The organism is Alteromonas lipotrueae (assembly GCF_019249215.1).
Lineage (GTDB): Bacteria > Pseudomonadota > Gammaproteobacteria > Enterobacterales > Alteromonadaceae > Alteromonas > Alteromonas lipotrueae.
The window spans coordinates 125,181-145,719 of record NZ_JAESDI010000003.1; the positions used below are offsets into that span (position 1 = coordinate 125,181).

Genomic DNA, 20,539 nt, shown 5'->3' on the forward strand with positions numbered 1-20,539 from the left:
GGGCCTAATGGCCCTTTTTGGTATTAATGGTTAAAACTGCTCGATAACTAAGCCGAAGATCAGTATTTTACTTTCTCTCCTGTTAGTAAGCTTTCCTTGCTAGACAACACTAGCGAATTAATTGAATACTTAAAAAGGAAAGCAAAGATATGAAACAACTTACTGAATTAGAGTTAAATCAAGTGGCTGGTGGCTATGAATGGGAGCAAATCGGCGTTGGAATTGCTATGGTAGGGCTTGGAATTGCAATAGTATCTACCGCTGGATTAGCAACCGTTCCTATTGCCTTAGCGGGTGCAGCAACGATTGGTGAAATTGGATTAGGAGCAGCAGGTATAGGCTTAGCTGGTATGGGGGGGCTTGCCATTGGAGGAGGCGCCAGCGGTAGCTCGAGCAGCTCAAGCAGTACTAAAATGCTAGAATCTGAAACCGAAGACGAATAGAGCCAACTATGTATAAAGTCATTGTAAGTGGGAACAATATTGATACGGTATCTGCACTCAAAGTGCTGCGCACACTGGTTGATTTACCGCTATCGAAAGTGATTCAAATGGCTAAAGCCATTAGTTCATTAGAGCGTTTTACCTTGGTAAGTGGTGTAGATGAAGTATATGCCCAGCAGTTAGCGCTTGAACTTAACAATGTTCAGGTGGATGCCAAAATCGAGCCTTGCGATACTGGCGAGCGGGTAGTAAGAATTCCGCTGGCTCAGTATCGAAAGAAATGGCGTTTATTTGGCTTGCTTAAATGACTCCCTAACGGTCAGCAATAAAAACTGACCGTATTTGGCTCCCTATTAACAACGCTGGGGACTGGGTGCTAGTTAGTAGAATCGGAGGGCACCAATGCCAGTGCTACCGCTTCTGCCACGCGAATTCCATCAATACCTGCAGACCAAATACCACCAGCATAGCCGGCTCCTTCACCAGCAGGGTATAAGCCTTCAATATTGATGCTTTCGTATTGTTTATCACGTTTAATACATACAGGTGATGAAGTACGTGTTTCAACGCCTGTGAGCATACCGTCAGCTTTAGCAAAGCCTTTGATTTGACGATTGAATGCGGGAATGGCTTCGCGGATAGATTCGATAACAAAGTCGGGAACAACCTTACTTAAATCAGTCAGGGTAATACCTGGGGTATAAGAGGGCTTAACGTCGCCTAATTCTTTACTTGGCTTGCCTTCTAGAAAGTCGCCAATAAGCTGAGCCGGAGCATGATAATTCTCACCGCCCACTTTAAATGCCAACTCTTCCAATTTGCGCTGAAGATCTATGCCTGCCAAGGGGTGTTCTGGATAATCTTTTTCAGGCGTAATACCTACCACAATAGCGCTGTTGGCATTTCGTTCATGACGAGAGTATTGGCTCATACCATTGGTGACTACACGGCCAGGCTCTGATGCAGCTGCCACAACAGTACCTCCAGGGCACATACAAAAGCTGTATACGGTACGGCCATTTCTACAGTGGTGAACGAGCTTGTAATCGGCTGCGCCCAAAATAGGATTGCCAGCGTTCTCACCAAATCGACAGCTGTCGATCATGCTTTGCTCGTGTTCAATTCTAAAGCCAATGGAAAAAGGCTTGGCCTCTATGTATACACCTTGGTCATAAAGCGACTGAAAAGTATCTCGAGCGCTATGGCCTATTGCCATAATGACTTTGGTGCAGGGTAGGTAGCTGCCATCGGATAAGAATAGCCCTTTAATTTTATGGCTTTTTGATTCTGTGCTTGCTGCATCGGCCGGTTTTGAATTCGCGCTGTCTAAATCTAAGCTTTCAACACGTGTGCTGAAACGAATTTCACCACCTAGTGAAATGATTTGCTCACGCATTTTCTCTACCATGCTCACCAGTTTGAATGTACCGATATGAGGCTTACTCACATACATTATTTCTTCAGGTGCGCCAGCAGCAACAAATTCGTTCAATACCTTACGGCCATAGTGCTTGCGATCTTTCACCTGACTATATAGCTTGCCGTCAGAAAATGTACCCGCACCGCCTTCACCAAATTGTACATTCGACTCTGGGTTCAATGGTTGTTTACGCCAAAAACCAAAGGTGTCTTTGGTGCGCTCACGAACGGCTTTGCCTCGCTCAAGCACAATAGGTTTGAAACCCATTTGGGCTAAAATAAGCGCAGCGAATAATCCACAAGGCCCAAGGCCAACTACCACTGGGCGGTCGGTTACTTCTTCAGGAGCGGTAGCCACAAACTTGTAGCACATATCAGGGGTTACCCGCACGCTCGAATCTTTGGCAAATTTTTCGAGCAGCGACGCTTCGTTTTCTACCTTTACATCAAGGGTGTAAATAAGTTGGATGTCTCTATTATTGCGCGCATCGTAACCGCGTTTAAATACCGTGGTTTCAAGAAGCATCGATTTTGTGATTTGAAGCTTATGCAAAATTGCGTTTTCTATCGCAACTTCATCGTGATCTAGCGGTAATTTAATATCGGTTAAACGCAACATAATAATAGGTACTCTTGGCTTTGCCGGACGGCCTCTCCGTCAGGGCGCGCGTATGGTAAATCAGCAACAAGACTAATACTAGCCGCAATAACGGGTAAGCAGTGGGTTAATTAGCTTATTTACCCTAGAATAATAGAGTAAAAAGAAATTTGAGTTTTACACAGGCTAATTTAAACTTGGCACCCTGAAATAATAACCCAAGCATGTAGGTGCAAATGACCTTTGTAGTGACAGACAATTGCATAAACTGTAAATACACCGACTGTGTAGCAGTATGCCCAGTGGATGCATTCTTTGAAGGACCTAATTTTTTAGCCATAGATCCTGCTATATGTATCGATTGTGCGCTTTGTGTGCCTGAATGTCCTGCCGACGCCATTGTTCAAGATACGCACCTCACTGATGCGCAAAAGCCTTATTTGGCCATTAACGAAGAGCTTGCAGCGAAGTGGCCTAATATTATTGAGCTAAAAGCACCGCCTGAAGACGCCGATGTATGGAATGGTGTACCAGATAAACTCGCCTTGCTTGAGCACGAATAGCGTCCACGATAAATAAACAATAATTCACCTGTGCGCTTCGCCTCCTAAAACGGAAAAAATAATATGATGAAACTTGATGATGTTAAAAAGCTACATCAGAAAAAATACCGTGGGCAATTTGGCTTTTATTTGGTGGAAGGCGAACACCTAGTTTTAGAATTAGTAAAAGCTGTGAGGGCCAATGCATACAGTAGTGCTCCATCAGCTGAATCTATCACGCTTTATATTACCGATGACTTTGAGCAAAAGGCGAGGGCGCTTGACTCAGGGTTTACCCTAGTAAACGTCACCCAAAAGCAAATGTCACAGCTAAGTGATACTAAAACACCGCAAGGTATTATTGCCTGTGTGCCATTACCTAGTTCTACCGCTGGCGCGACCAATACTCTAGAGCAAGTGTCGGATAAACATTCGAATCAAGCGCTTGGACATAAAGATAAGCAGCGCTATGTGTATCTGCACGAAGTGCAAGATCCGGGAAATTTGGGCACCATATTAAGAACACTAGCCTGGTTTGATAATTTCTCCTTGCTACTAAGCCCCAATAGTGTGGACCCCTTTAATTCTAAAGTGGTGCGTTCAAGTATGGGGGCAATCTTTCACGTACCTATTGAATTAGACGTGAGCCTAGATGCATTGCAAACTCGCTTTAGCCGGTTCGCCTATTTAGATATGGCAGGCGAAGCCGTTACCGCCCCGTCGTTTTCAGATTTCGACTGCTACTTATTTGGTAATGAAGCCCGCGGCGTTCCTAAAACGGCACTTTCTGCATTTAATGCGAAGGCATACACCATAGCCGGTAGCGGTAAAATAGATTCGCTTAACTTGGCCAGTGCCGTGAATATGTGTGTTTATGAGTTGTCCCGTTAGCCTGTTGCTAATGCTATTCAGATGCACACATTAGCGCTGCTATTTGCAGTTTATATATTATTGAAATATTAATGCGGTTAAGCGCTATGCGCTTGCTTCTCATTAGCTTGATAACACACCAGGCATTGGCAAAGTGCTAATAGCGTGGTATCACACCCGAAAAGGATAATAACAGTGGCCTTACAATGGTTTCCTGGGCACATGCACAAAGCCCTTAAAGAGATTAAGGAATCGCTTAGTCAGGTAGATGTGCTGATTGAGGTGCTTGATGCACGCATACCGTTTTCAAGCGAAAACCCAGAGATTGCAAAATTACGAGGCGATAAGCCGTGCATCAAAATTTTGAACAAGTACGACTTGGCTGACCCTGAAATAACAGCGCAGTGGCAAGCGCATTTAGAGTCTGAGCGCGGGGTTAAAACCCTTACTACCTCTAGCGACAACCCCGCTAGCAGTAAACAAGTCATGGGGCTGATTAAAACTATTTGTGCACACAAAGACGTGCAGCACAAAGTGATAAAAGCCATGATCACGGGCATTCCAAATGTAGGGAAGTCTACCCTCATCAATATTTTGGCCGACCGTATTATTGCTAAAACCGGTAACGAGCCAGCGGTAACAAAAAGTCAGCAACGTATTAATTTAGGTGATGGTATTGTGCTTTTCGACACGCCTGGGGTGTTATGGCCAAAACTGGAAAATCCTAATTCCATATATCGTTTAGCCTCTTCAGGTGCAGTGAAGAACACGGCCATGGAATATGATGACGTAGGGTTTTACGCTGCCGATTATCTTATTAAAGCTTACCCAGATGTGTTAAAAGCGAATTATAAACTTGAAGACATTCCCGATACTGAAATTGAGTTTTTAGAAGCCGCGGCGAAAAAACGCGGCGCCATTATGACCGGCGGCCGTGTTAATCTTCATAAGATATGTGAAGTGTTATTGAACGAACTACAATCGGGTAAATTAGGCAGAATAACCCTAGAAACCCCAGAGATGATTGAAGTCGAAAAACGTGAAATAGCTGAAGCGGCAGCAAAGAAAGCCGCTGATAACGCCAAGCGAAAGCAACGGTTTAAAGATGGTTCGCTCACGCCCGATAAGCACGATAGAAAAGAAAAGCGAAATGAAAAACGTGAAGCGCAAAGTAAAAGAATGAAGAAAAACGCGAAGTAGAACGCACAAAAGAATATAGAAATATTCGCATAAAAAACGTATTGTCGATGGTATGAGCAGCCAGTGCGCTTTTTTAATCAGTGACAAATATCAAGGAACGACTATTTATGAAGTTAGGCAGTATTGTTACCTCTTTATCTTTCTCAAGTTTACTAGCGTTTAACGTAAGTGCTGTTGAATTAGTTAACATTAACGATTTCCCAGACTGGTTCAAAGAGGCAATGGCCAGAGATATCAAGGTGACTAACACTTCACCTATTGAAATAGCTGATTTTCAGGTAAATAGTTCGGTGTTGGGGCAAGCGACTGCACAAGACGCTTCTGACGGTACTTGGTACTACACCATCGATATAGGTACTGATTCACCAGTAGAGTGCTACGCATTTAATGAATTCGATGGCCCGGCTAACTCACTATATTCAATTGCAGAATATAGCTTGTCGGGTGTGGAAGCTTTAAATGAAAAAAAACTATCTGGTCAATTTAACTATGCCATAGATGTGGGTGCGGTAGACGCAACGCCTTACCTCTCACTCGATACGTTGTATACGGTGGGTGAGGGCGATGAAAAGGTTTCTGGCCTTTTAAAAGGCTTATCTGCTGAAACTGATAATAGTTTGCAAGTCTGCATCCATAATGAAATGGGTTATCAAAGCGCCTTTGTCGCCGTTTTTAAGTCGTTCGTACGCGCATTTACTGCCGCTCAACCTTCCCCAGAGTTTTACCGTTCTACCTATCAGGTTCTTATTAACGATATCCCTATGGGTTTCACTCGTGAAAAATATATAGAAGATAGCGATGGTGATATTGAAATTGTGGTAGGGACAGCATTTATGATCCCCGTAGATGAAACCTCTATTGCTCGTTCAGATTCTGTCGCTTTTTCGTGGAGTAACCCAGACGGTTCTTTGATTAACGCAAGCGAATACACCATTGAAAACAGCACGATGACATCAAGCTTTGATATTAGTTACGTTGAAGACGCTTGGCAGGTTAAAGGGGAGTTGCAAGGTAAAGCTTTAGAAATAGAACTGGCTCATAAAGACTGGTTACTATCCAGCTACGGCAGCTATTTAGAATCGGTCAATCTGCTTAACTCAGACAATAACTCAGGTAGTTTTTATATGTGGACGGCAGATGCCGACCCAACGGCAGCCATCGAGGTTGTGATAAGCGAAGTTGCAGACAATCCTAGTGGCAACCTTAAAATAGATATGGGGCCATTGATAATGACCATGCAGTCTGACAAAAAGGGCGTCATTAGCAAGGGGATTATGCAACAAGGCGGACTTAAGATGGACTTGGTATTAATGCATTCCCACGGAGCCCCCACACTGTAATGCGGTCTTCAACTCGGTTATCTATTGGGTTTAGCCTACTATTTGGTTTTGCGTTTACTTATACAGCAAGTGCGCAGTCTGTGCCGTCTATGGCTGAAATAGGTATCGAGCTTGCTGAAGGTCAGGTTTTACCACTTTCAAAACAGATTAATTTTGAGTTGGTATCATCAAACTCAAATAAGCTGGCTATCAACTTAGCAAATTGGGACGGTGTGACTGCTGAGCAGGTGAGTGATAATCGCTTATCGATTACCTTATCTTCAATGCCTCGTTTTATGAAACCAGTTCAAGATAAACACAGCGCAGATAGCTTTGTTGTGGATTTAAGTGAGCCCAGTACAAAAGCATTTGTTGCTAGCTATCAACAAGCTTACGCAGATGCCCCCTTTGAGCTAGAACATCTTACCGCCTTTGTTGATAGCTATATTGTTGATCCAAATTATATTCACGGTTTTAATATTGCGTCGGTTGTTGCCAGCCAGCGCAGTGGTGATTGTACCGAATATGCGGTGCTTACGGCAGCGTTAGCCCGCGCGTTAGGCATGTCAGCCAAGGTTATAATTGGTACGGTGATAGTAGAGCAAAACGATAGCGTAAATGCGTTTGGGCATGCATGGACTGAAGTTTGGCATGACGGGCAATGGCACATTGTAGATTCAGCCTTATACCGCTTAGAAGCGACACAGCATTTTTACTTACCAGCCTCAGAACTTGATAATGAAGGGCCCGGCTACGGGATGGGCCTTGTTAGGGCTTTTGTACTTATGCCCGAGCAACTTCTTTCACTTCGTAGTAAGCCCTAAGTCCTAAGCACGTAAGCACCTTCCTAAAATAACGACTCAGCCCTGTACGAATAAGTGCCAGGGCGTAGTTTTATCCTTTTGCCTAATTGTGATAATTACAAATACTTATAGAATTATGTTTCTTGAAATCACTAAGGATGGATTGTCGGCAGTGCTATGTGCACCTTGCTAACAATAAAAATAATGATGAAAAAAATTTACGCTCTTGTTTTAGTATCAGGTCTGACCGTTGCCCCACAAAGCCATGCTGAAGGATGGTTGGATTCCTTAAAAGGCTTGTTTGGTATGACCGAAGAAGTTGAAGCAGTGCCGAATATTTCTGATATGACGCGCTCAGTTAGTGACGCGGTAGGCATTACTGAATCTCAAGCGACAGGCGGATTAGCATCTATCTTTAACTACGCAAAAGACAATATTTCAACCAGCCAGTTCAGTGAACTAAGCAACGCGCTGCCAGGGCTTGAGTCTCTACTAGGTTCAGTACCCGATATCAGTAACGTAACGTCTGAAGGTGGGTTAAGCAGCATTCTCGATAAAGCTGCAAGTTATAGCGATAGCTTTAAGTCAGTGAATGAATTAAACAAGCAATTTGAAGCGCTAGGCCTAGAACCGGAGCAGATTATGCAAATTGTGAATAGTGCTAAAGCTTACCTTGATACCGAACAAGGGCAAGAGATTAAAGCTCTTTTGGTTGAAGGTTTAGGCAAGTTTAGTGGCTAAGCTAAAAGGCTAATTCAAAACGCTAAGCCGAGGGCTCAGACTGTTATTGAATGAAAAAGGCGAGCGATATGCTCGTCTTTTTGCTTTTTCAACACCGTCAATGCTAACGTACAGGTTACGCCAAAATACAAGTCCCCTCGCAACACAGGCTTGCGCGTTAAGTTAAATGTTCAGCACTTTAGGGTAGTCAAATACAGGCAAACCCTTAATAAAGCAAAACAAGGAGAGTGTCATGCTTACCGATATTCAGCTTTTTAATCACGCGCAGCGCAATGCACTTAAAGAAAGTGCCAAAGCAAGTCCAAGACGAAGAGCCAATCACAACGTCCATAAAAGCTATGAAGATTTAGTCCAGCGCCTATTTATTGCAATGGAGCCCGACTCTTATGTTCGTCCGCATCGCCATACCCAACAGCATAAATGGGAATTTTTTATGGCGGTAGAAGGGAGTATCGATTTACTGTTCTTTGACGACAATGCTGTGTTAACTAAGCGTATAACCTTAAGTGCCGGTGGTGATTGTGTAGGGGTAGAGATTCCACCTAACGTATGGCATGCCACGGTTTGTTTTGAACCTGTGGTATTTATGGAAGTAAAGCAAGGCCCGTATGAAGTCATGGACGACAAAGGTTTTGCAAGTTGGGCGCCTGAAGAAGGCGACGTAGCAGTTGCGCCTTTTTTAGAGAAATTAAAAGAGGCTGAATTAGGTACGCAGTTTTAATGTTTTTTTGTGCTTGGCACGAACACTTGCAACTTATAAGAAAAGCGTAAAATTCTATCCAAAATGCGTTAGCACTTTTCCTATCTATCAAGCATAAAAAGTGATCGCCCACACTGCTATACAAAACAATATGGGCGATGATTTACCAATTAATAAGGATTTGCGAACTTGAGTTTATCTTCCTCTGACGCCGATTCTTGGCATTCGCCGAGTAGGTGATAACGGCCTTCAGTTTCATGGGTATCAATTTCAATATAGCCATTTCGGCAATATTGCGTTTCAAATAACTTTTCACTCAAAGTATCGTAAAAAGCGTCCATACGTTCGGCCTCGCGATCGTTACCGCCCCTTGCTTCTCCACCGCCGTTTTGGCCGCTATTTCTGCCGCCTCTACCGCCACCATCACCACCTCGAGAAGGGCGTTGCCCCCTGCCTTCATCTCGATCTCCTCGGCTAGGCATACCAATACTAAAGGCAAATAATTTAGTGCCATCGGGATTAATTTTGGTTTCGAAGAACACTTCACCTTGATCTTGATGGTCTGGTTTTCCGGCGCAGCCTGCTAACACGGCAGTAGCAACTAAAAAGGGAACAAGTAATTTCATAATTATAATTTTTGAGGTAGCTAAAGGTAACCTTAAGAGTGATTTTAGACGCTAAAGTTGCCAAGTAAAGTGTAAGTTTCTAGTAAAGGGCGCTTGTGAAAATGAGATAAGCAGCCGTTGTTTTGCTTCTCCTTGGCCTTAGCCAAACCGGCATGTTTCCACTAAATAATCAATAAGTGCTCGCGTTCTTGATGGCACATGCATTCGAGACGGATAAACCAATGTGAATAAAAGCGGTGCGCTAGAAACGCGAGGGAAAATACGCACAAGACTGCCTTCTGCCACTTCATTTTTTACCGTTGAAGGAAGCAAAGTACTAATACCTAAACCCGCCTTTACCATCTCCTGAATAAAATGGGGGGAGTTGCTAATTTCGTATTGAGTAGGGGTTACTTCAAATGGTATTTCATCTAACATTAAATGCTGAGATGCCCCAACATTCAATTGTTGAAGTAGAATCCAGCGGTGGTTCTGTAACTCATTGATGCTTGATGGCTCTGTGTGTTTTTCAATATATTCCTTACTCGCATAAAGTGAAAACCTCTCTTGGTACAAAACCCGCCCTATCAACGCGTCGTCCCGTGGAAGGCCAATGCGAATACCTAGGTCAATATTTTCCGCAATAAGGTCAAGACGTTGATCACTTGTGATGACATTCAAACTAATCTCAGGGTACTTTGCCTTGAAGTTGGGTAGCAGAGGCAAAAGAAACTTATGAGCAATGTCATTTGTAACCGTAATTGAAACTCGACCAGACGGTATAGGTTCCACTAAACTCTGATCGATACTCTGAATAATATCATGCAGTTTTTTCGCTTCTGCGTACACCATTTTTCCTTCATCAGTAATGGTAAGCTGTCTAGTAGAACGCTGGAGTAATCGTACGCCTAACTGAGATTCTAGTTGACTGATTTGCTCACTCACGCGAGAACGGCTGGATTGAACCCGTCTTGCCGCTTCTGCGAAACTTCCGCAATCTACAACCAACGCGTAGGTGGCAAGCAGCCGCAGATGAGAAATGTTTATTGTACTCATATTCGGAACTATCCATTCTAAATTAATGGCCTTATCGATACGTATAGTTTTACGCATAATGTACCTGTATTCAACCACTCCACACATTAAGGATTTACACGATGATTGCTATTACGGGTGCAAACGGTCAGCTAGGCCAGAAAGTTATTGGTTCACTTCTTCACACTATCGCGCCTCAAGACGTCGTTGCTTTGGTGCGAAGCCCTGAAAAGGCTAACGCTTTACGTGAACAGGGTGTTCAAATTCGTCAAGCTGACTACAACCAACCTGAAACACTGACTGCCGCATTGAAAGGTGTGGACAAAGTGTTGCTTATTTCTGGTACCGAGTTCGGCAAGCGCTTCGAACAGCACAAAGCGGTAATTGATGCAGCTGTTTCTGCGGGGGTCTCATTACTGGCATACACAAGCTTGCTGAAAGCCACTACGTCGCCACTTTTAATTGCAGCAGAGCACAAACAAACAGAAGTCTATATCCAAAAATCGGGTATACCCGCTGTGATATTGCGCAATGGTTGGTACAGTGAAAACTACACCGATGCGGTGCAAGGTGCGATTGATATGGGGGCGGTTGCTGGAGCAGCTAAAACAGGCAAGCTACACACCGCTTCACGTCAAGACTATGCCGACGCCGCTGCGTCGGTGCTTGTTGCCAAAAAATCTCAAGCCGGCAAGATTTATGAGCTTGCTGGCGATGAAGGTTTTACGCTGGCTGAGTATGCTGATGCTATCGGAAACCTATCTGGCAAGGCAATAGGCTATGTTGAAATGGAACAAAATGAATATCAATCTGCGCTGCTTGATGCTGGGCTGCCGGAAGGGTTGGCTGCGATGTTGGCGGACACGGAACATTATGCTGCTGAAGGATGGTTACAAGATAATAGTCATGCACTTTCAACCTTGATTGGTCGCGCAACAACACCTATTACTGATACTCTTAAAGCTAAGTTAGCCTAGTGTCTGTCATCAATTATTGAAAAGGAGCCAAGTGGCTCTTTTTCATTTTTGAGGTCGCGGAAAATAATCGGGGGAGATAGTGTTTACGTTGTATGGCACCAGTTGATGAGCGCTACGTTCATGTGCCTATATTTCAAAATATTCCAAAATGGAAAGTCGTTGTTATTGCCAATAATAATGGTATGGTTAAGGATAAGTGAGCAGCGCAAGTGCGCATTTCAACCACCGAAGAGAATTCATCATGCAAAACGTTACTTTTAATTACTTTTACAATTATATCCAATAATAGCGCCTGACGCTGAGTGTTCAGGGGCAAGTATTCGCTTCTGGGCATAAAAGTAAGAACGTTTTGCAAAAGCCCAGAAAGGTTAAACTATCTGGGTTTTTTTATGCCCAAAATATATCGGCGACAAAACAATGAGAGAAATAACGTTAGGTGATATTAGAAAGCAACACAGGGTTAAACAAGAAGTCGTAGCGATGGCGCTTTGCGTGACTGCTTCGGGGGTAAGTAAGCTAGAGTCGAAACGTATACAGGATGTTCCTCTTCATAGAGCGTCGGCTTACCTAGCCGCGGTAGGGGGAAGCATCAAAATTGAAATGACATTACCTGACGGTAGCACCGTGAAAGTAGGAGAAAATACGTTAGGTTAATTTTGCCTAAATGGAATGAGCGGTTAAACTGAGTAAAACAGATACTTAAGGAAGTAAAATGGCCGTTCATGAAATAACTCACCCTTTAATTGCACACAAATTAGGGTTAATGCGTTATGCCAAAATTAGCAGTAAAGACTTTCGAGAGTTGGCATCAGAAGTAGGCAACTTGCTGACATACGAAGCTACACGAACGCTACCCACAGAGCGTGCGGTTATAAAAAGCTGGTCAGGCGATGATGTTGAAGTTAAGCAAATAAAAGGCAAAAAAATTACGGTAGTACCTATCCTTCGTGCTGGATTAGGTATGTTGGAAGGAGTGTTAGAACTTATTCCTAATGCCAAAATCAGTGTAGTTGGTCTATACCGCGATGAAGAGACACTTCAACCAGTGGCATACTTCGACAAAGTCGTCAAAAATATAGATGAACGTACGGCGTTAATTGTCGACCCCATGCTAGCGACTGGGGGGACGTTAATTGCCACTATTGACCTGCTGAAGAAAAAGGGCTGTAAAAAAATTATGGGGCTTTTTTTAGTGGCTGCGCCAGAAGGGATTAAAGCTGTGGTTGATGCCCACCCTGATATAGAAATTTTCACTGCTGCTATTGACGAACGACTAGATGAAAAGGGCTACATACTGCCTGGTTTGGGTGATGCAGGCGATAAAATATTCGGAACACGATAAAAAACGATTAAGTTAACTTAGCCTAACCAGCCCTCTATCCACTTTAGCTTAAAAATCTTTCAGTCATAGGTATTCGATAAGAGGTGTGAATTAATCGTTTAAGTGGTGATATAGTTTAGGTTATCTTTACTGTTAATAGCGGGTAGCCTACAAGTATGTATGCATGAAGCGAGTTATAACGCGTTAATGCTTACTGAAAGTCGTCTTTGCGCACGCAGGGAACTGTACAAAACACACGCAAGGAATAGTACAAATAAAAATGACCAAAACAAAACTGACACTGAAAGATGTTGCTTTGCAGTTGGGTGTGTCGACCGCCACTATTTCAAATGCATTTAATAGGCCGGATCAGCTTTCTAAAGCGCGTCGAGAGCATATCCTTGCCGAGTGCGATCGCATTGGCTACGCCGGGCCTAACAAAGCCGCGCAAATATTAAGGAAAGGGCGTTCTAATATTGTTGCTCTAGTACTGGCTGATAGTATTCCCTATACCGTCAGTGACCCAGTGGCCAGCACCTTCATTAAAGGGGTTTCAAGTATATTGCAGCAGCAAGGTAAGCACCTCCTCCTTTATGCGGGCGACTCAGAGAGTATCCTCGATGTGGTGGATTTCGTTGATGGTTTCATTTGTTACGGTGCACCACGAAATTACAAGTTGGCAGAAGAACTAGCCAGACAAAGTAAACCTGCTATTACGGTAGATTTTGATATTGAGGGGCTGCCGTCAGTTAACATCGATAATTACAACGCCGCGTATCAAATCGCTAAAAAAGCGATTTCTCCTGGTGATCATGTCGCCATTTTAGGGCTGCGCTTAATCGAGTCTCCAAGTACCTGCCGCATTTATGACAGCCCGCTTATAGAAGTACAAACCTCCATTTCTCATCGCCGATTAGACGGTTATATGAAAGCAATTGATGAAAGTGGAGCAACAATCACAAACGATTGGATTTGGCATATTCCAGAAAGTGAGAGGAACTTCGCAAAGCAAGCTGCGAAAGAGGTGTTAAACAGTAACCCTCGACCTAATACCGTTTTATGTATGAGTGATATTATAGCCCTAGAACTGCTGCAATCAGCGCTTTCGATGGGCATTAAAGTGCCTGAAGAACTAAAAATTACAGGTTTTGACGGGATTGAAGAAGCAGACAGAACTCGCCCTAATTTAACAACAGTCTGTCAATCAAGTGCGCTTAAGGGCGAAATGGCCGCAAAAGCCTTACTCAGTGAATCACTGAAAAGCACTGTGCTACCTTTTGATTTAAAAATGGGGGAAACCGTTAGCGCTTAGTAGTAAGTACTATATTGAATGTCTAACTGTCGTAAAACATTGATGTTATCTGCGCCACACGCTTTAAGTTATCTATATCATCTTGTGACCATTGGACTGGACTGTGTGTCTTTTCGCAACAAATAACACCAATTGGGTTGAATTGGTGATGAAAGGTAAAGTCTAGCAATGAGTAAATATCATTGGGCTTGAAGTAACTGTCGTTAAAGCATTTGGTGGCAGGATGATGACGGGCATCAGAGGCTACTAACACGCTTTGTTTTAGTATGTCGTCAAAATAATCGGGAATCGCTTCCTTAGACAGCGATAAATCATTGGTTGGCAAATTTTGGCCATCTTGATTTAACGTTAGGCACCGAATTCGGGTTTTGTTTTCTTCAAATCGCCATAAGCTAATTCGGTTCGCGGAAGGGATCCCTAACCGAAGACATGACACTATCGCAGTGAGTTTATCTTGCTCATCCAATCCGCGCTTTGATAATGAAATGACGAGTGTTGTATAGCGGTCTATATCCAAAGCGACACTCTTTGAGGTAATTCAAACATAATAGTTGAAGTATATACTTACTTTCAAAGAGTGAAGTTTAAGAAACATTAAATTTTGTCTTTATCCCAGACCAACTCTTTGAAATGCTTTCTGCACATAGATTCGTAGCGATCGTTGCCACCAATTTGTACTTGGTCTCCGTCGGTGACCGCATTGCCATCTTCATCCAGCCTTACCACGAAATTTGCTTTGCGCCCGCAATGACAAACCGTTTTAAGTTCGAACAACTTATCAGCCCAAGCGAGAAGGTAGTGGCTACCTTCAAAAGTGCCTCCCAAAAAGTCAGTACGTAATCCGTAAGCCAAAACGGGGATATCTAATTCGTCTACCACTTCTATTAACTGACGAACTTGAACTTGCGTTAGAAACTGCGCTTCATCAATGAAAATGCAATCTAAACGCTTTTCTTTGTTGTCTTGTTTTATGGATTCATAGAGATCGTCATCATTTCGATAAAGTTTTGCGTCGGCTTGTAATCCAATCCTAGAGGTCACTTTTCCTACGCCATAGCGGTCATCAAAGGCAGCGGTATAAATTAGAGAGTGCATGCCTCTCTCGCGATAGTTATAAGCTGATTGTAAAAGAGAGGTCGATTTTCCTGCGTTCATTGCAGAGTAATAAAAATAAAGTTGAGCCATGAATATTATTTGTTTTCGTTATACCAGGTTTTAAGGTCGCTCAATGGCATTGGTTTAGCGTAAAGAAAGCCTTGGATAAAATCCACACCAAGGGTTTTGATGTGGTTCATTTGGTCTAAGGTTTCAATGCCCTCAGCAATGGTCTTGCAACCAAATTCGTTTGCTATAAGCATGGTTGCGCGCATAATAGTATCACTACCTTCATTGGTATTCTGTACAAATGAGCGATCAATTTTTATAAAATCACAAGGCATTGACTGTAATCTGCTCAATGAAGAGTACCCTGTGCCAAAGTCATCGATTGATATTTTTACACCACGTTGTTTAACATTGTGTATTTGGTTTGCCACCGCATTAACATTATTAGCAAACACACTCTCTGTTATTTCTAAGTAAAGGCGGGCTGGGTCGATGTTTGTAGACGCTAGCACCTTATCAAGTGCATTTACAAAAGTTTCATCGAGCAGCTGACTAATAGATACATTCACCGATAATGCAATATCTTCGTTGAATGGCCATTCTGTCGCATCTATACACGCACGATTTAATACCCAAGAGCCTATTTCTGGCATTAAGCCCGTTCGCTCGGCAAGGGGGATAAAGCGCGCTGGTGACACGATATTACCGTTACAGTTCCAGCGTAGTAGGGCTTCAACCGATTTTAGCTTTTGTGTGTCGGCGCAAATAATGGGCTGGTAGTGTACAGAAAACTCTTTTTTTTCTATGGCATACCGTAATTGTTCACAAAGACGCTGTTCATTTTTTATTTTTTCATGCAAGGTTTCACTAAAAACACCAATAGTGCCTCGTTGTTTGCGCTTTTGATCGTACATGGTCAAGTCAGCTTGTTGAATAAGCGTCATGGTGTCATTGCCATGCTCGGGATAAATCGCAATACCAATCGTGGCATCTAATGTGATTTGGTTTTCTAACGCTATAATAGGCTTTGTAACCCCACTGCGCATAGCATGAGCAACCGCCACTGCGGTATGAACGGTGGCATAGGGAGTTACTGCGACAAATTCATCGCCTCCCCACCTAGCGAGATGATCTTTTTCGCAGTATTGGGCGAGTCGGTTAGCAATTTCAGCAAGTACAATATCGCCGACCTTGTGTCCTAAACTATCGTTTACCTGCTTAAAGCCGTCTAAATCAATAAACAAAACGGCTAGGTTATTATCAAGCGCTTTGGTGCTTTCAATGAGGGTATTTAACTGTTTAAACAGTCCGTTTCTATTGAGTAAATTAGTCAGCGGATCTCTATTAGATAACCTAAAAATATCGGCGGTACGTTTCTCAACTTCATCTTCTAAATTGGCATTAGCATCATCTAACTGCTCGTTAGATTTACGCAGCATGGCGTTAATCTTCGCGGTTTCTTGTCTATCTGTGCGCATTTGCTCTATCAGGCGAGCGTTCTTGTTTTTAAGTGATACAGTATCAAAAAAGAATCGGTGGTAACGAAAAGAGCTAGCAAGAATACCTACCCAAAAAATAAGCCCCAAGATCCCCAAAACAACAAAATTTCTGTCATCGTCAAGCAACGCTCTACTCGACATGGGCACAAGCAATGAGGTGGTGTAGACAAAGACGAAAATTTTACTTGGCGCTAATACTGAAGCCGCGCCGCCAGCCATTGCCCCAAGGATAACCATGGTTGTCGCTAACTCAACTGCATTCATTGTGGTGTAGAGCAAGATTGAATAAAGTGCCCACACTGTAGATGTTGAATATACCCCAATCGCAAACCTAAACTTTACAGGGCGCGCATCATACTGCGTGCCTTTTAATCTGGTTAACCAATAAAGGCCATCTGCAAAACGGAGAACTATAACCGTGTTCATTGCGATAAAGAGCAACACCTTCGAGCTTTGGTCTTTTTCGGTATCGAATCCGAAGCCGAATGTTAACCCTAAGAAAGCAACGAAAGTCATGGCTAAGCCAGTAAACATATTACGGTTTAGCATATCCGCCAAGTCACGCTGCATTTGCGGCGTGATGGGAAGAGAGGAGGTTAAATCTCTATTTTCATCAAAACTTTTCACTATAAATTTACTTTCCAACTCAATATGCTTACGGCTATATATGGTGTGAAGTTTTTTGTGTAGTTAACAATAACAGCGAATTAGCTTTTGTCGCTTTAAATTTACACACTCATTTTGATTAAATTACACGCATATTACAAAAATTGCTATGCGACGTAAGAAGTAGCCGGTGCTTGACAGTAAGTGTATTACCTCACAGCCATTAGCGTTAATTGCTGGCTTCAATCGCGTTTACTTCCTTTAGTACGCTGCTCAGAGCCTCTGATAAATCTTCTCGTAAGTGAAGGTATTTGTTGTTAACCACATGAACGATATTGTGCTCTACAATAACAATGTGTCGTGCACCTAGCTTTTTGAAGGTAGCCTCATCGGAAAAGTCTGTCGGCAATAACGCGTAGTTGTATCGGCCTGAAACAAGCAAATTCACAACTTGGTCGAAGCGGTCGTATTCACGGAGATTTGCAGCAATGTCGATGTCACTTTCTTCAATATTGATGTGAAACCGCTTAGTGGCTGCAATGACGATGTTTGGGTTTGAAAGCACGCTGTTTTCACACAGACTATTGCGCATACACAATAGAATTGTTGCGCCTTTTACAATAACGGGTCGCACGACGAAAAAGTTGCTAAAATCGTTGGTAGCTAATTCATAGCGAACAGTATCAGCATCTGTAACGCCTGCATCTAACAACCGAAGGCCTCTCTCACCACCTACCTCGATAAATTCAACGGTTATTCCAAGCTTGCTATAAGTTCTGGCAATAATATTGTTGTAATGAGTCACCACTCTAGGGTGCCCCACATAACCGATGAGCATGGGGGCATTATCATCCCCGTTAGCCAGGCAATTAGCTGAGCAAATAAAAGAAACCGTTAAAGCAGTGCCAAGAAGCTTTATTATTTGCATAACTTTCTATGATTCAAAATTGATATATAAAGCGTAGATGTTTAAGGGGGAATTTTCATCCTTTAGTGCAAGGCGTGAAGGCATGTATACATAAAGCGAGCTTGGGGCGCCTTAATGTGCTGACCAATGTTATTTTTTACATACAAAAAAGCTCCAGCCAAGGGCCAGAGCTTTCTATTAATAGCGTGCTAATTAATTAATATTAAGCCGCGTTTTTTCCGCCATCAATTGCGCGCAACGTCTCAGTTGCTGGCAATAACTCCATATCGAAAGTATACTCATCAACACGAACCGCCAATTGACGCTTTTCGTTGTAGTCATGCAACTGTGCAGCTTCTTCGGCATTAATAACACCTTTTTCTTGAAGCTTGTTCAGCGCGTGCTCAAACGAGATAAACGGCACTACAGGCTCTTTACGCAGTGCTTTTTGCACTTTACCTAATAGGTGTGCAACCGCATGCTTCGCTTTAAATGCTTGTTCGTTAATATCGTTACCATCGCCCGGGCTTACACGAACTAAATGAGTAAGCTGCGCTTTCACACTGTTGTCCTGCATTGACGCCATAGACAATTCGCGTACTAGGTCATCGCTGATTCCCGCCACACTGTTTGAGTAAGTGTTAGTAAGTAAGCGCATTAGGCCACGAGTCGGTGTGTTCGGGAAATTGTTGATGAAGTTAACAATTGCCTGATCAGCTTGTTGTAATGACCACTGCATAGCGTATTCGAAATACGGTAGTGCAAGTTTACGGTCTTCAATGCGCTGCTCGTAAAAACGAATTGCTGCCATTGCACCGTAAAGGTAGCTCATCACATCACCAAGGCGTGCTGAAAGTAATTCTGCCTTCTTAAGGTCACCACCAAGTACTGCTAGTGATAAGTCAGCAAGTGGTGCTAATTTAGCTGAGATGCTGTTTACACGCTTTTCGTACTTACGTACTTCAGGCAATGCAGACTCTGAACCGCGTAGGAAAGGTAAGTAACCTTTACCAAAACTACGGAATGCATTCTTAACACTAAAGCCAACAGTTTTACGTAATACTTTGTTGAATTCTTTATCAGCAGAACTTTCGTTGCTGTGAATAAGGTCAACCATATCTTTCAGGTAAGGGTGACAACGCATTGCACCTTGACCGAAAATCATTAGGTTACGAGTAAGGATGTTTGCACCTTCAACCGTAATGGCAATTGGAAGTGCTGCATAACCACCTGCTAAGGTATTTTGCGGGCCACGTTGAATTGCTTTACCTGCTTGAATATCCATCGCTGAGTTCATTACATCACGGCCAAGCTCGGTCATGTGATATTTAGCAATCGCAGTAACAACCGATGGTTTAACACCTAAGCCTAAGCCTTCTGTTGTTAAAACACGCATTGCTTCAAGTAAGAAAGTCTTACCAGCAATGTCTGCCATCTTCTCTTGAATACCTTCGAAGCGACCAATCGGAACACCGAATTGTTCACGAACGAATGAATACTCAACCGTACCTTTAAATGCTGATTGTGCTGTCGCAACGCCCATCGCTGGAAGTGAAATACCACGACCTGCGCCAAGACACGCTACTAGCATCTGCCAACCGCGACCGATATTTTTCTGACCACCGATGATAAATTCCATAGGAATAAATACATCTTGGCCGCGAGTTGTACCGTTATAGAAGCGCACACCCATAGGGTCGTGACGGTTACCAAGCTCAACACCAGGGTGAGACTTAGGTAATAGCGCACAGGTAATACCTAGCTCTAGTTTGTCACCAAGCAATTGCTCAGGGTCGAATACTTTAAATGCTAAACCGAGCACGGTAGCAATTGGCGCAAGCGTGATATAACGCTTGTCCCAACTGATACGAAGGCCAAGCACTTCTTCGCCGTTGTACTCGCCTTTAGTTACGATCGCTGCGTCAGGAATAGCACCCGCATCTGAACCGGCTTCTGGGCTAGTTAGGGCAAAACAAGGGATATCACGACCATCTGAAAGGCGTGGTAACCAGTAATCTTGTTGGGCAGTAGTACCATAATGCATAAGTAACTCACCTGGGCCTAACGAGTTAGGTACCATAACGGTTACAGCGATTGCACCAGATTTTGCTGCGATAGTGGCTACTATGGTTGAGTTAGCGTAAGGGCTAAACTCAAGACCACCAAACTTCTTAGGGATGATCATTGAGAAGAAACGGTTTTTACCCAAGAAGTCTAAAACGTCTTGAGGAATGTGCTCGCCGTTATTTAACTCGAAATCATCAATCATACCCAGTAATTCTGATACTGGGCCGTCCATAAATGCTTGCTCTTCCGCGCTCAATTTAGCTTGAGGAATATCACGAAGTGCCTGCATATCAGGTTTACCCTGATAAATAGAAGATTCAATCCAAACGTCACCAGCATCTAACGCTTCCTGTTCTGTTACAGAAATTGGTGGTAACACTTTTTTTAAGCTAGTTCTAATACTCATATTTGACTCATCCGCTCATCTGACCAGTTGTATGGTGTTAATACTACATCAGTTTCAGAAAAGAT

Annotated in this window: 21 protein-coding genes; 13 read left to right on the top strand and 8 right to left on the bottom strand. The window is 43.2% G+C overall.

Translation table 11 applies throughout. The features are described from left to right. Nucleotides 1-149: 149 nt before the first annotated feature. Both JKP82_RS03900 and JKP82_RS03905 read left to right on the top strand, forming a co-directional pair. The gene (locus tag JKP82_RS03900; protein WP_159532323.1) at nt 150-443 is read left to right on the top strand and encodes a hypothetical protein; all 294 of its coding nucleotides are present in this window, start codon (nt 150-152) and stop codon (nt 441-443) included. 8 nt (nt 444-451) lie between these two features. Further along, entirely contained in the window at nt 452-751 is a 300-nt protein-coding gene (locus JKP82_RS03905; RefSeq protein ID WP_159532320.1) for a hypothetical protein, read from the top strand. Between the two features lie 68 nt (nt 752-819). Here the strand turns inward: JKP82_RS03905 and JKP82_RS03910 are convergent, their stop codons facing one another. After that, the gene (locus tag JKP82_RS03910) at nt 820-2,481 is read right to left on the bottom strand and encodes an NAD(P)/FAD-dependent oxidoreductase (protein ID WP_218395960.1); all 1,662 of its coding nucleotides are present in this window, start codon (nt 2,479-2,481) and stop codon (nt 820-822) included. Nucleotides 2,482-2,696: 215 nt separating this feature from the next. Here JKP82_RS03910 and fdxA point away from each other — a divergent pair, with 215 nt between their 5' ends. The 7 genes from fdxA to JKP82_RS03945 all read left to right on the top strand — a co-directional run bounded on the left by fdxA (nt 2,697) and on the right by JKP82_RS03945 (nt 8,656). Continuing rightward, nucleotides 2,697-3,023 (top strand): ferredoxin FdxA, encoded by a 327-nt coding sequence (gene fdxA / locus JKP82_RS03915; RefSeq protein ID WP_013783175.1) that lies wholly within the window; start codon nt 2,697-2,699, stop codon nt 3,021-3,023. A 66-nt stretch (nt 3,024-3,089) separates the two neighbouring features. Beyond that, nucleotides 3,090-3,893, top strand: coding sequence for a TrmH family RNA methyltransferase (locus JKP82_RS03920; RefSeq protein WP_218396066.1), 804 nt, complete (start codon nt 3,090-3,092; stop codon nt 3,891-3,893). 174 nt (nt 3,894-4,067) lie between these two features. Continuing rightward, entirely contained in the window at nt 4,068-5,072 is a 1,005-nt protein-coding gene (ylqF, locus tag JKP82_RS03925) for a ribosome biogenesis GTPase YlqF (protein ID WP_159532316.1), read from the top strand. A gap of 107 nt (nt 5,073-5,179) precedes the next feature. Beyond that, nucleotides 5,180-6,412, top strand: a complete 1,233-nt coding sequence (locus JKP82_RS03930) for a hypothetical protein (protein ID WP_159532314.1) — start codon at nt 5,180-5,182, stop codon at nt 6,410-6,412. Beyond that, nucleotides 6,412-7,215 (top strand): transglutaminase-like domain-containing protein, encoded by an 804-nt coding sequence (locus JKP82_RS03935; RefSeq protein WP_218395962.1) that lies wholly within the window; start codon nt 6,412-6,414, stop codon nt 7,213-7,215. The genes JKP82_RS03930 and JKP82_RS03935 overlap by 1 nt, the downstream gene beginning before the upstream one ends. A gap of 183 nt (nt 7,216-7,398) precedes the next feature. Then, a complete protein-coding gene (locus tag JKP82_RS03940) occupies nt 7,399-7,935 on the top strand; it encodes a DUF2780 domain-containing protein (protein ID WP_232370657.1) in 537 nt (178 codons plus the stop codon). A gap of 232 nt (nt 7,936-8,167) precedes the next feature. After that, on the top strand, nt 8,168-8,656 hold the full coding sequence (locus JKP82_RS03945) for a WbuC family cupin fold metalloprotein (RefSeq protein WP_159532310.1): 489 nt from the start codon (nt 8,168-8,170) through the stop codon (nt 8,654-8,656). Nucleotides 8,657-8,805: 149 nt separating this feature from the next. Here JKP82_RS03945 and JKP82_RS03950 read toward each other — a convergent pair whose 3' ends face one another. Together JKP82_RS03950 and JKP82_RS03955 are read right to left on the bottom strand one after the other, a co-directional pair. Then, nucleotides 8,806-9,261 (bottom strand): hypothetical protein, encoded by a 456-nt coding sequence (locus JKP82_RS03950; RefSeq protein WP_232370656.1) that lies wholly within the window; start codon nt 9,259-9,261, stop codon nt 8,806-8,808. 138 nt (nt 9,262-9,399) lie between these two features. Further along, nucleotides 9,400-10,353: a LysR family transcriptional regulator gene (locus tag JKP82_RS03955; RefSeq protein ID WP_258544331.1), complete on the bottom strand. Its 954-nt coding sequence runs from the start codon at nt 10,351-10,353 to the stop codon at nt 9,400-9,402. Between the two features lie 44 nt (nt 10,354-10,397). Here JKP82_RS03955 and JKP82_RS03960 point away from each other — a divergent pair, with 44 nt between their 5' ends. From JKP82_RS03960 to JKP82_RS03975, 4 genes are all read left to right on the top strand, one after another. Next, complete coding sequence (locus JKP82_RS03960) at nt 10,398-11,252, top strand: SDR family oxidoreductase (protein ID WP_159532308.1); 855 nt, start codon at nt 10,398-10,400, stop codon at nt 11,250-11,252. Nucleotides 11,253-11,669: 417 nt separating this feature from the next. Beyond that, entirely contained in the window at nt 11,670-11,906 is a 237-nt protein-coding gene (locus JKP82_RS03965; RefSeq protein WP_159532306.1) for a helix-turn-helix domain-containing protein, read from the top strand. 58 nt (nt 11,907-11,964) lie between these two features. Continuing rightward, entirely contained in the window at nt 11,965-12,594 is a 630-nt protein-coding gene (gene upp / locus JKP82_RS03970) for a uracil phosphoribosyltransferase (RefSeq protein WP_159532304.1), read from the top strand. A gap of 259 nt (nt 12,595-12,853) precedes the next feature. Then, nucleotides 12,854-13,885: a LacI family DNA-binding transcriptional regulator gene (locus tag JKP82_RS03975; RefSeq protein WP_159532302.1), complete on the top strand. Its 1,032-nt coding sequence runs from the start codon at nt 12,854-12,856 to the stop codon at nt 13,883-13,885. Nucleotides 13,886-13,907: 22 nt separating this feature from the next. On the opposite strand, the gene JKP82_RS03980 is transcribed toward JKP82_RS03975, so the two are convergent. The 5 genes from JKP82_RS03980 to JKP82_RS04000 all read right to left on the bottom strand — a co-directional run bounded on the left by JKP82_RS03980 (nt 13,908) and on the right by JKP82_RS04000 (nt 20,474). After that, nucleotides 13,908-14,402, bottom strand: a complete 495-nt coding sequence (locus JKP82_RS03980; protein WP_218395964.1) for a GAF domain-containing protein — start codon at nt 14,400-14,402, stop codon at nt 13,908-13,910. A gap of 77 nt (nt 14,403-14,479) precedes the next feature. After that, a complete protein-coding gene (locus JKP82_RS03985; protein ID WP_159532293.1) occupies nt 14,480-15,070 on the bottom strand; it encodes a thymidine kinase in 591 nt (196 codons plus the stop codon). Between the two features lie 5 nt (nt 15,071-15,075). Beyond that, nucleotides 15,076-17,115 carry a putative bifunctional diguanylate cyclase/phosphodiesterase gene (locus JKP82_RS03990; protein WP_309475313.1) on the bottom strand — a complete coding sequence of 680 codons (2,040 nt, stop codon included), beginning with the start codon at nt 17,113-17,115 and terminating at the stop codon, nt 15,076-15,078. Between the two features lie 208 nt (nt 17,116-17,323). Then, entirely contained in the window at nt 17,324-18,022 is a 699-nt protein-coding gene (locus JKP82_RS03995) for a hypothetical protein (protein WP_159532291.1), read from the bottom strand. A gap of 202 nt (nt 18,023-18,224) precedes the next feature. Then, nucleotides 18,225-20,474, bottom strand: coding sequence for an acyl-CoA dehydrogenase (locus JKP82_RS04000; RefSeq protein ID WP_159532289.1), 2,250 nt, complete (start codon nt 20,472-20,474; stop codon nt 18,225-18,227). Nucleotides 20,475-20,539: the final 65 nt, after the last annotated feature.

What these genes read in the sequence shown, in the direction of transcription:
- JKP82_RS03950 (WP_232370656.1), bottom strand. Translation starts at nt 9,261, where the DNA reads ATGAAATTACTTGTTCCCTTTTTAGTTGCTACTGCCGTGTTAGCAGGC.
- JKP82_RS03940 (WP_232370657.1), top strand. Translation starts at nt 7,399, where the DNA reads ATGATGAAAAAAATTTACGCTCTTGTTTTAGTATCAGGTCTGACCGTT.
- JKP82_RS03910 (WP_218395960.1), bottom strand. Translation starts at nt 2,481, where the DNA reads ATGTTGCGTTTAACCGATATTAAATTACCGCTAGATCACGATGAAGTT.
- JKP82_RS03920 (WP_218396066.1), top strand. Translation starts at nt 3,090, where the DNA reads ATGAAACTTGATGATGTTAAAAAGCTACATCAGAAAAAATACCGTGGG.
- JKP82_RS03960 (WP_159532308.1), top strand. Translation starts at nt 10,398, where the DNA reads ATGATTGCTATTACGGGTGCAAACGGTCAGCTAGGCCAGAAAGTTATT.
- JKP82_RS04000 (WP_159532289.1), bottom strand. Translation starts at nt 20,474, where the DNA reads ATGAGTATTAGAACTAGCTTAAAAAAAGTGTTACCACCAATTTCTGTA.
- JKP82_RS03995 (WP_159532291.1), bottom strand. Translation starts at nt 18,022, where the DNA reads ATGCAAATAATAAAGCTTCTTGGCACTGCTTTAACGGTTTCTTTTATT.
- JKP82_RS03955 (WP_258544331.1), bottom strand. Translation starts at nt 10,353, where the DNA reads ATGCGTAAAACTATACGTATCGATAAGGCCATTAATTTAGAATGGATA.
- JKP82_RS03965 (WP_159532306.1), top strand. Translation starts at nt 11,670, where the DNA reads ATGAGAGAAATAACGTTAGGTGATATTAGAAAGCAACACAGGGTTAAA.
- JKP82_RS03900 (WP_159532323.1), top strand. Translation starts at nt 150, where the DNA reads ATGAAACAACTTACTGAATTAGAGTTAAATCAAGTGGCTGGTGGCTAT.
- JKP82_RS03975 (WP_159532302.1), top strand. Translation starts at nt 12,854, where the DNA reads ATGACCAAAACAAAACTGACACTGAAAGATGTTGCTTTGCAGTTGGGT.
- JKP82_RS03985 (WP_159532293.1), bottom strand. Translation starts at nt 15,070, where the DNA reads ATGGCTCAACTTTATTTTTATTACTCTGCAATGAACGCAGGAAAATCG.
- fdxA (WP_013783175.1), top strand. Translation starts at nt 2,697, where the DNA reads ATGACCTTTGTAGTGACAGACAATTGCATAAACTGTAAATACACCGAC.
- JKP82_RS03935 (WP_218395962.1), top strand. Translation starts at nt 6,412, where the DNA reads ATGCGGTCTTCAACTCGGTTATCTATTGGGTTTAGCCTACTATTTGGT.
- upp (WP_159532304.1), top strand. Translation starts at nt 11,965, where the DNA reads ATGGCCGTTCATGAAATAACTCACCCTTTAATTGCACACAAATTAGGG.
- JKP82_RS03905 (WP_159532320.1), top strand. Translation starts at nt 452, where the DNA reads ATGTATAAAGTCATTGTAAGTGGGAACAATATTGATACGGTATCTGCA.
- JKP82_RS03945 (WP_159532310.1), top strand. Translation starts at nt 8,168, where the DNA reads ATGCTTACCGATATTCAGCTTTTTAATCACGCGCAGCGCAATGCACTT.
- JKP82_RS03930 (WP_159532314.1), top strand. Translation starts at nt 5,180, where the DNA reads ATGAAGTTAGGCAGTATTGTTACCTCTTTATCTTTCTCAAGTTTACTA.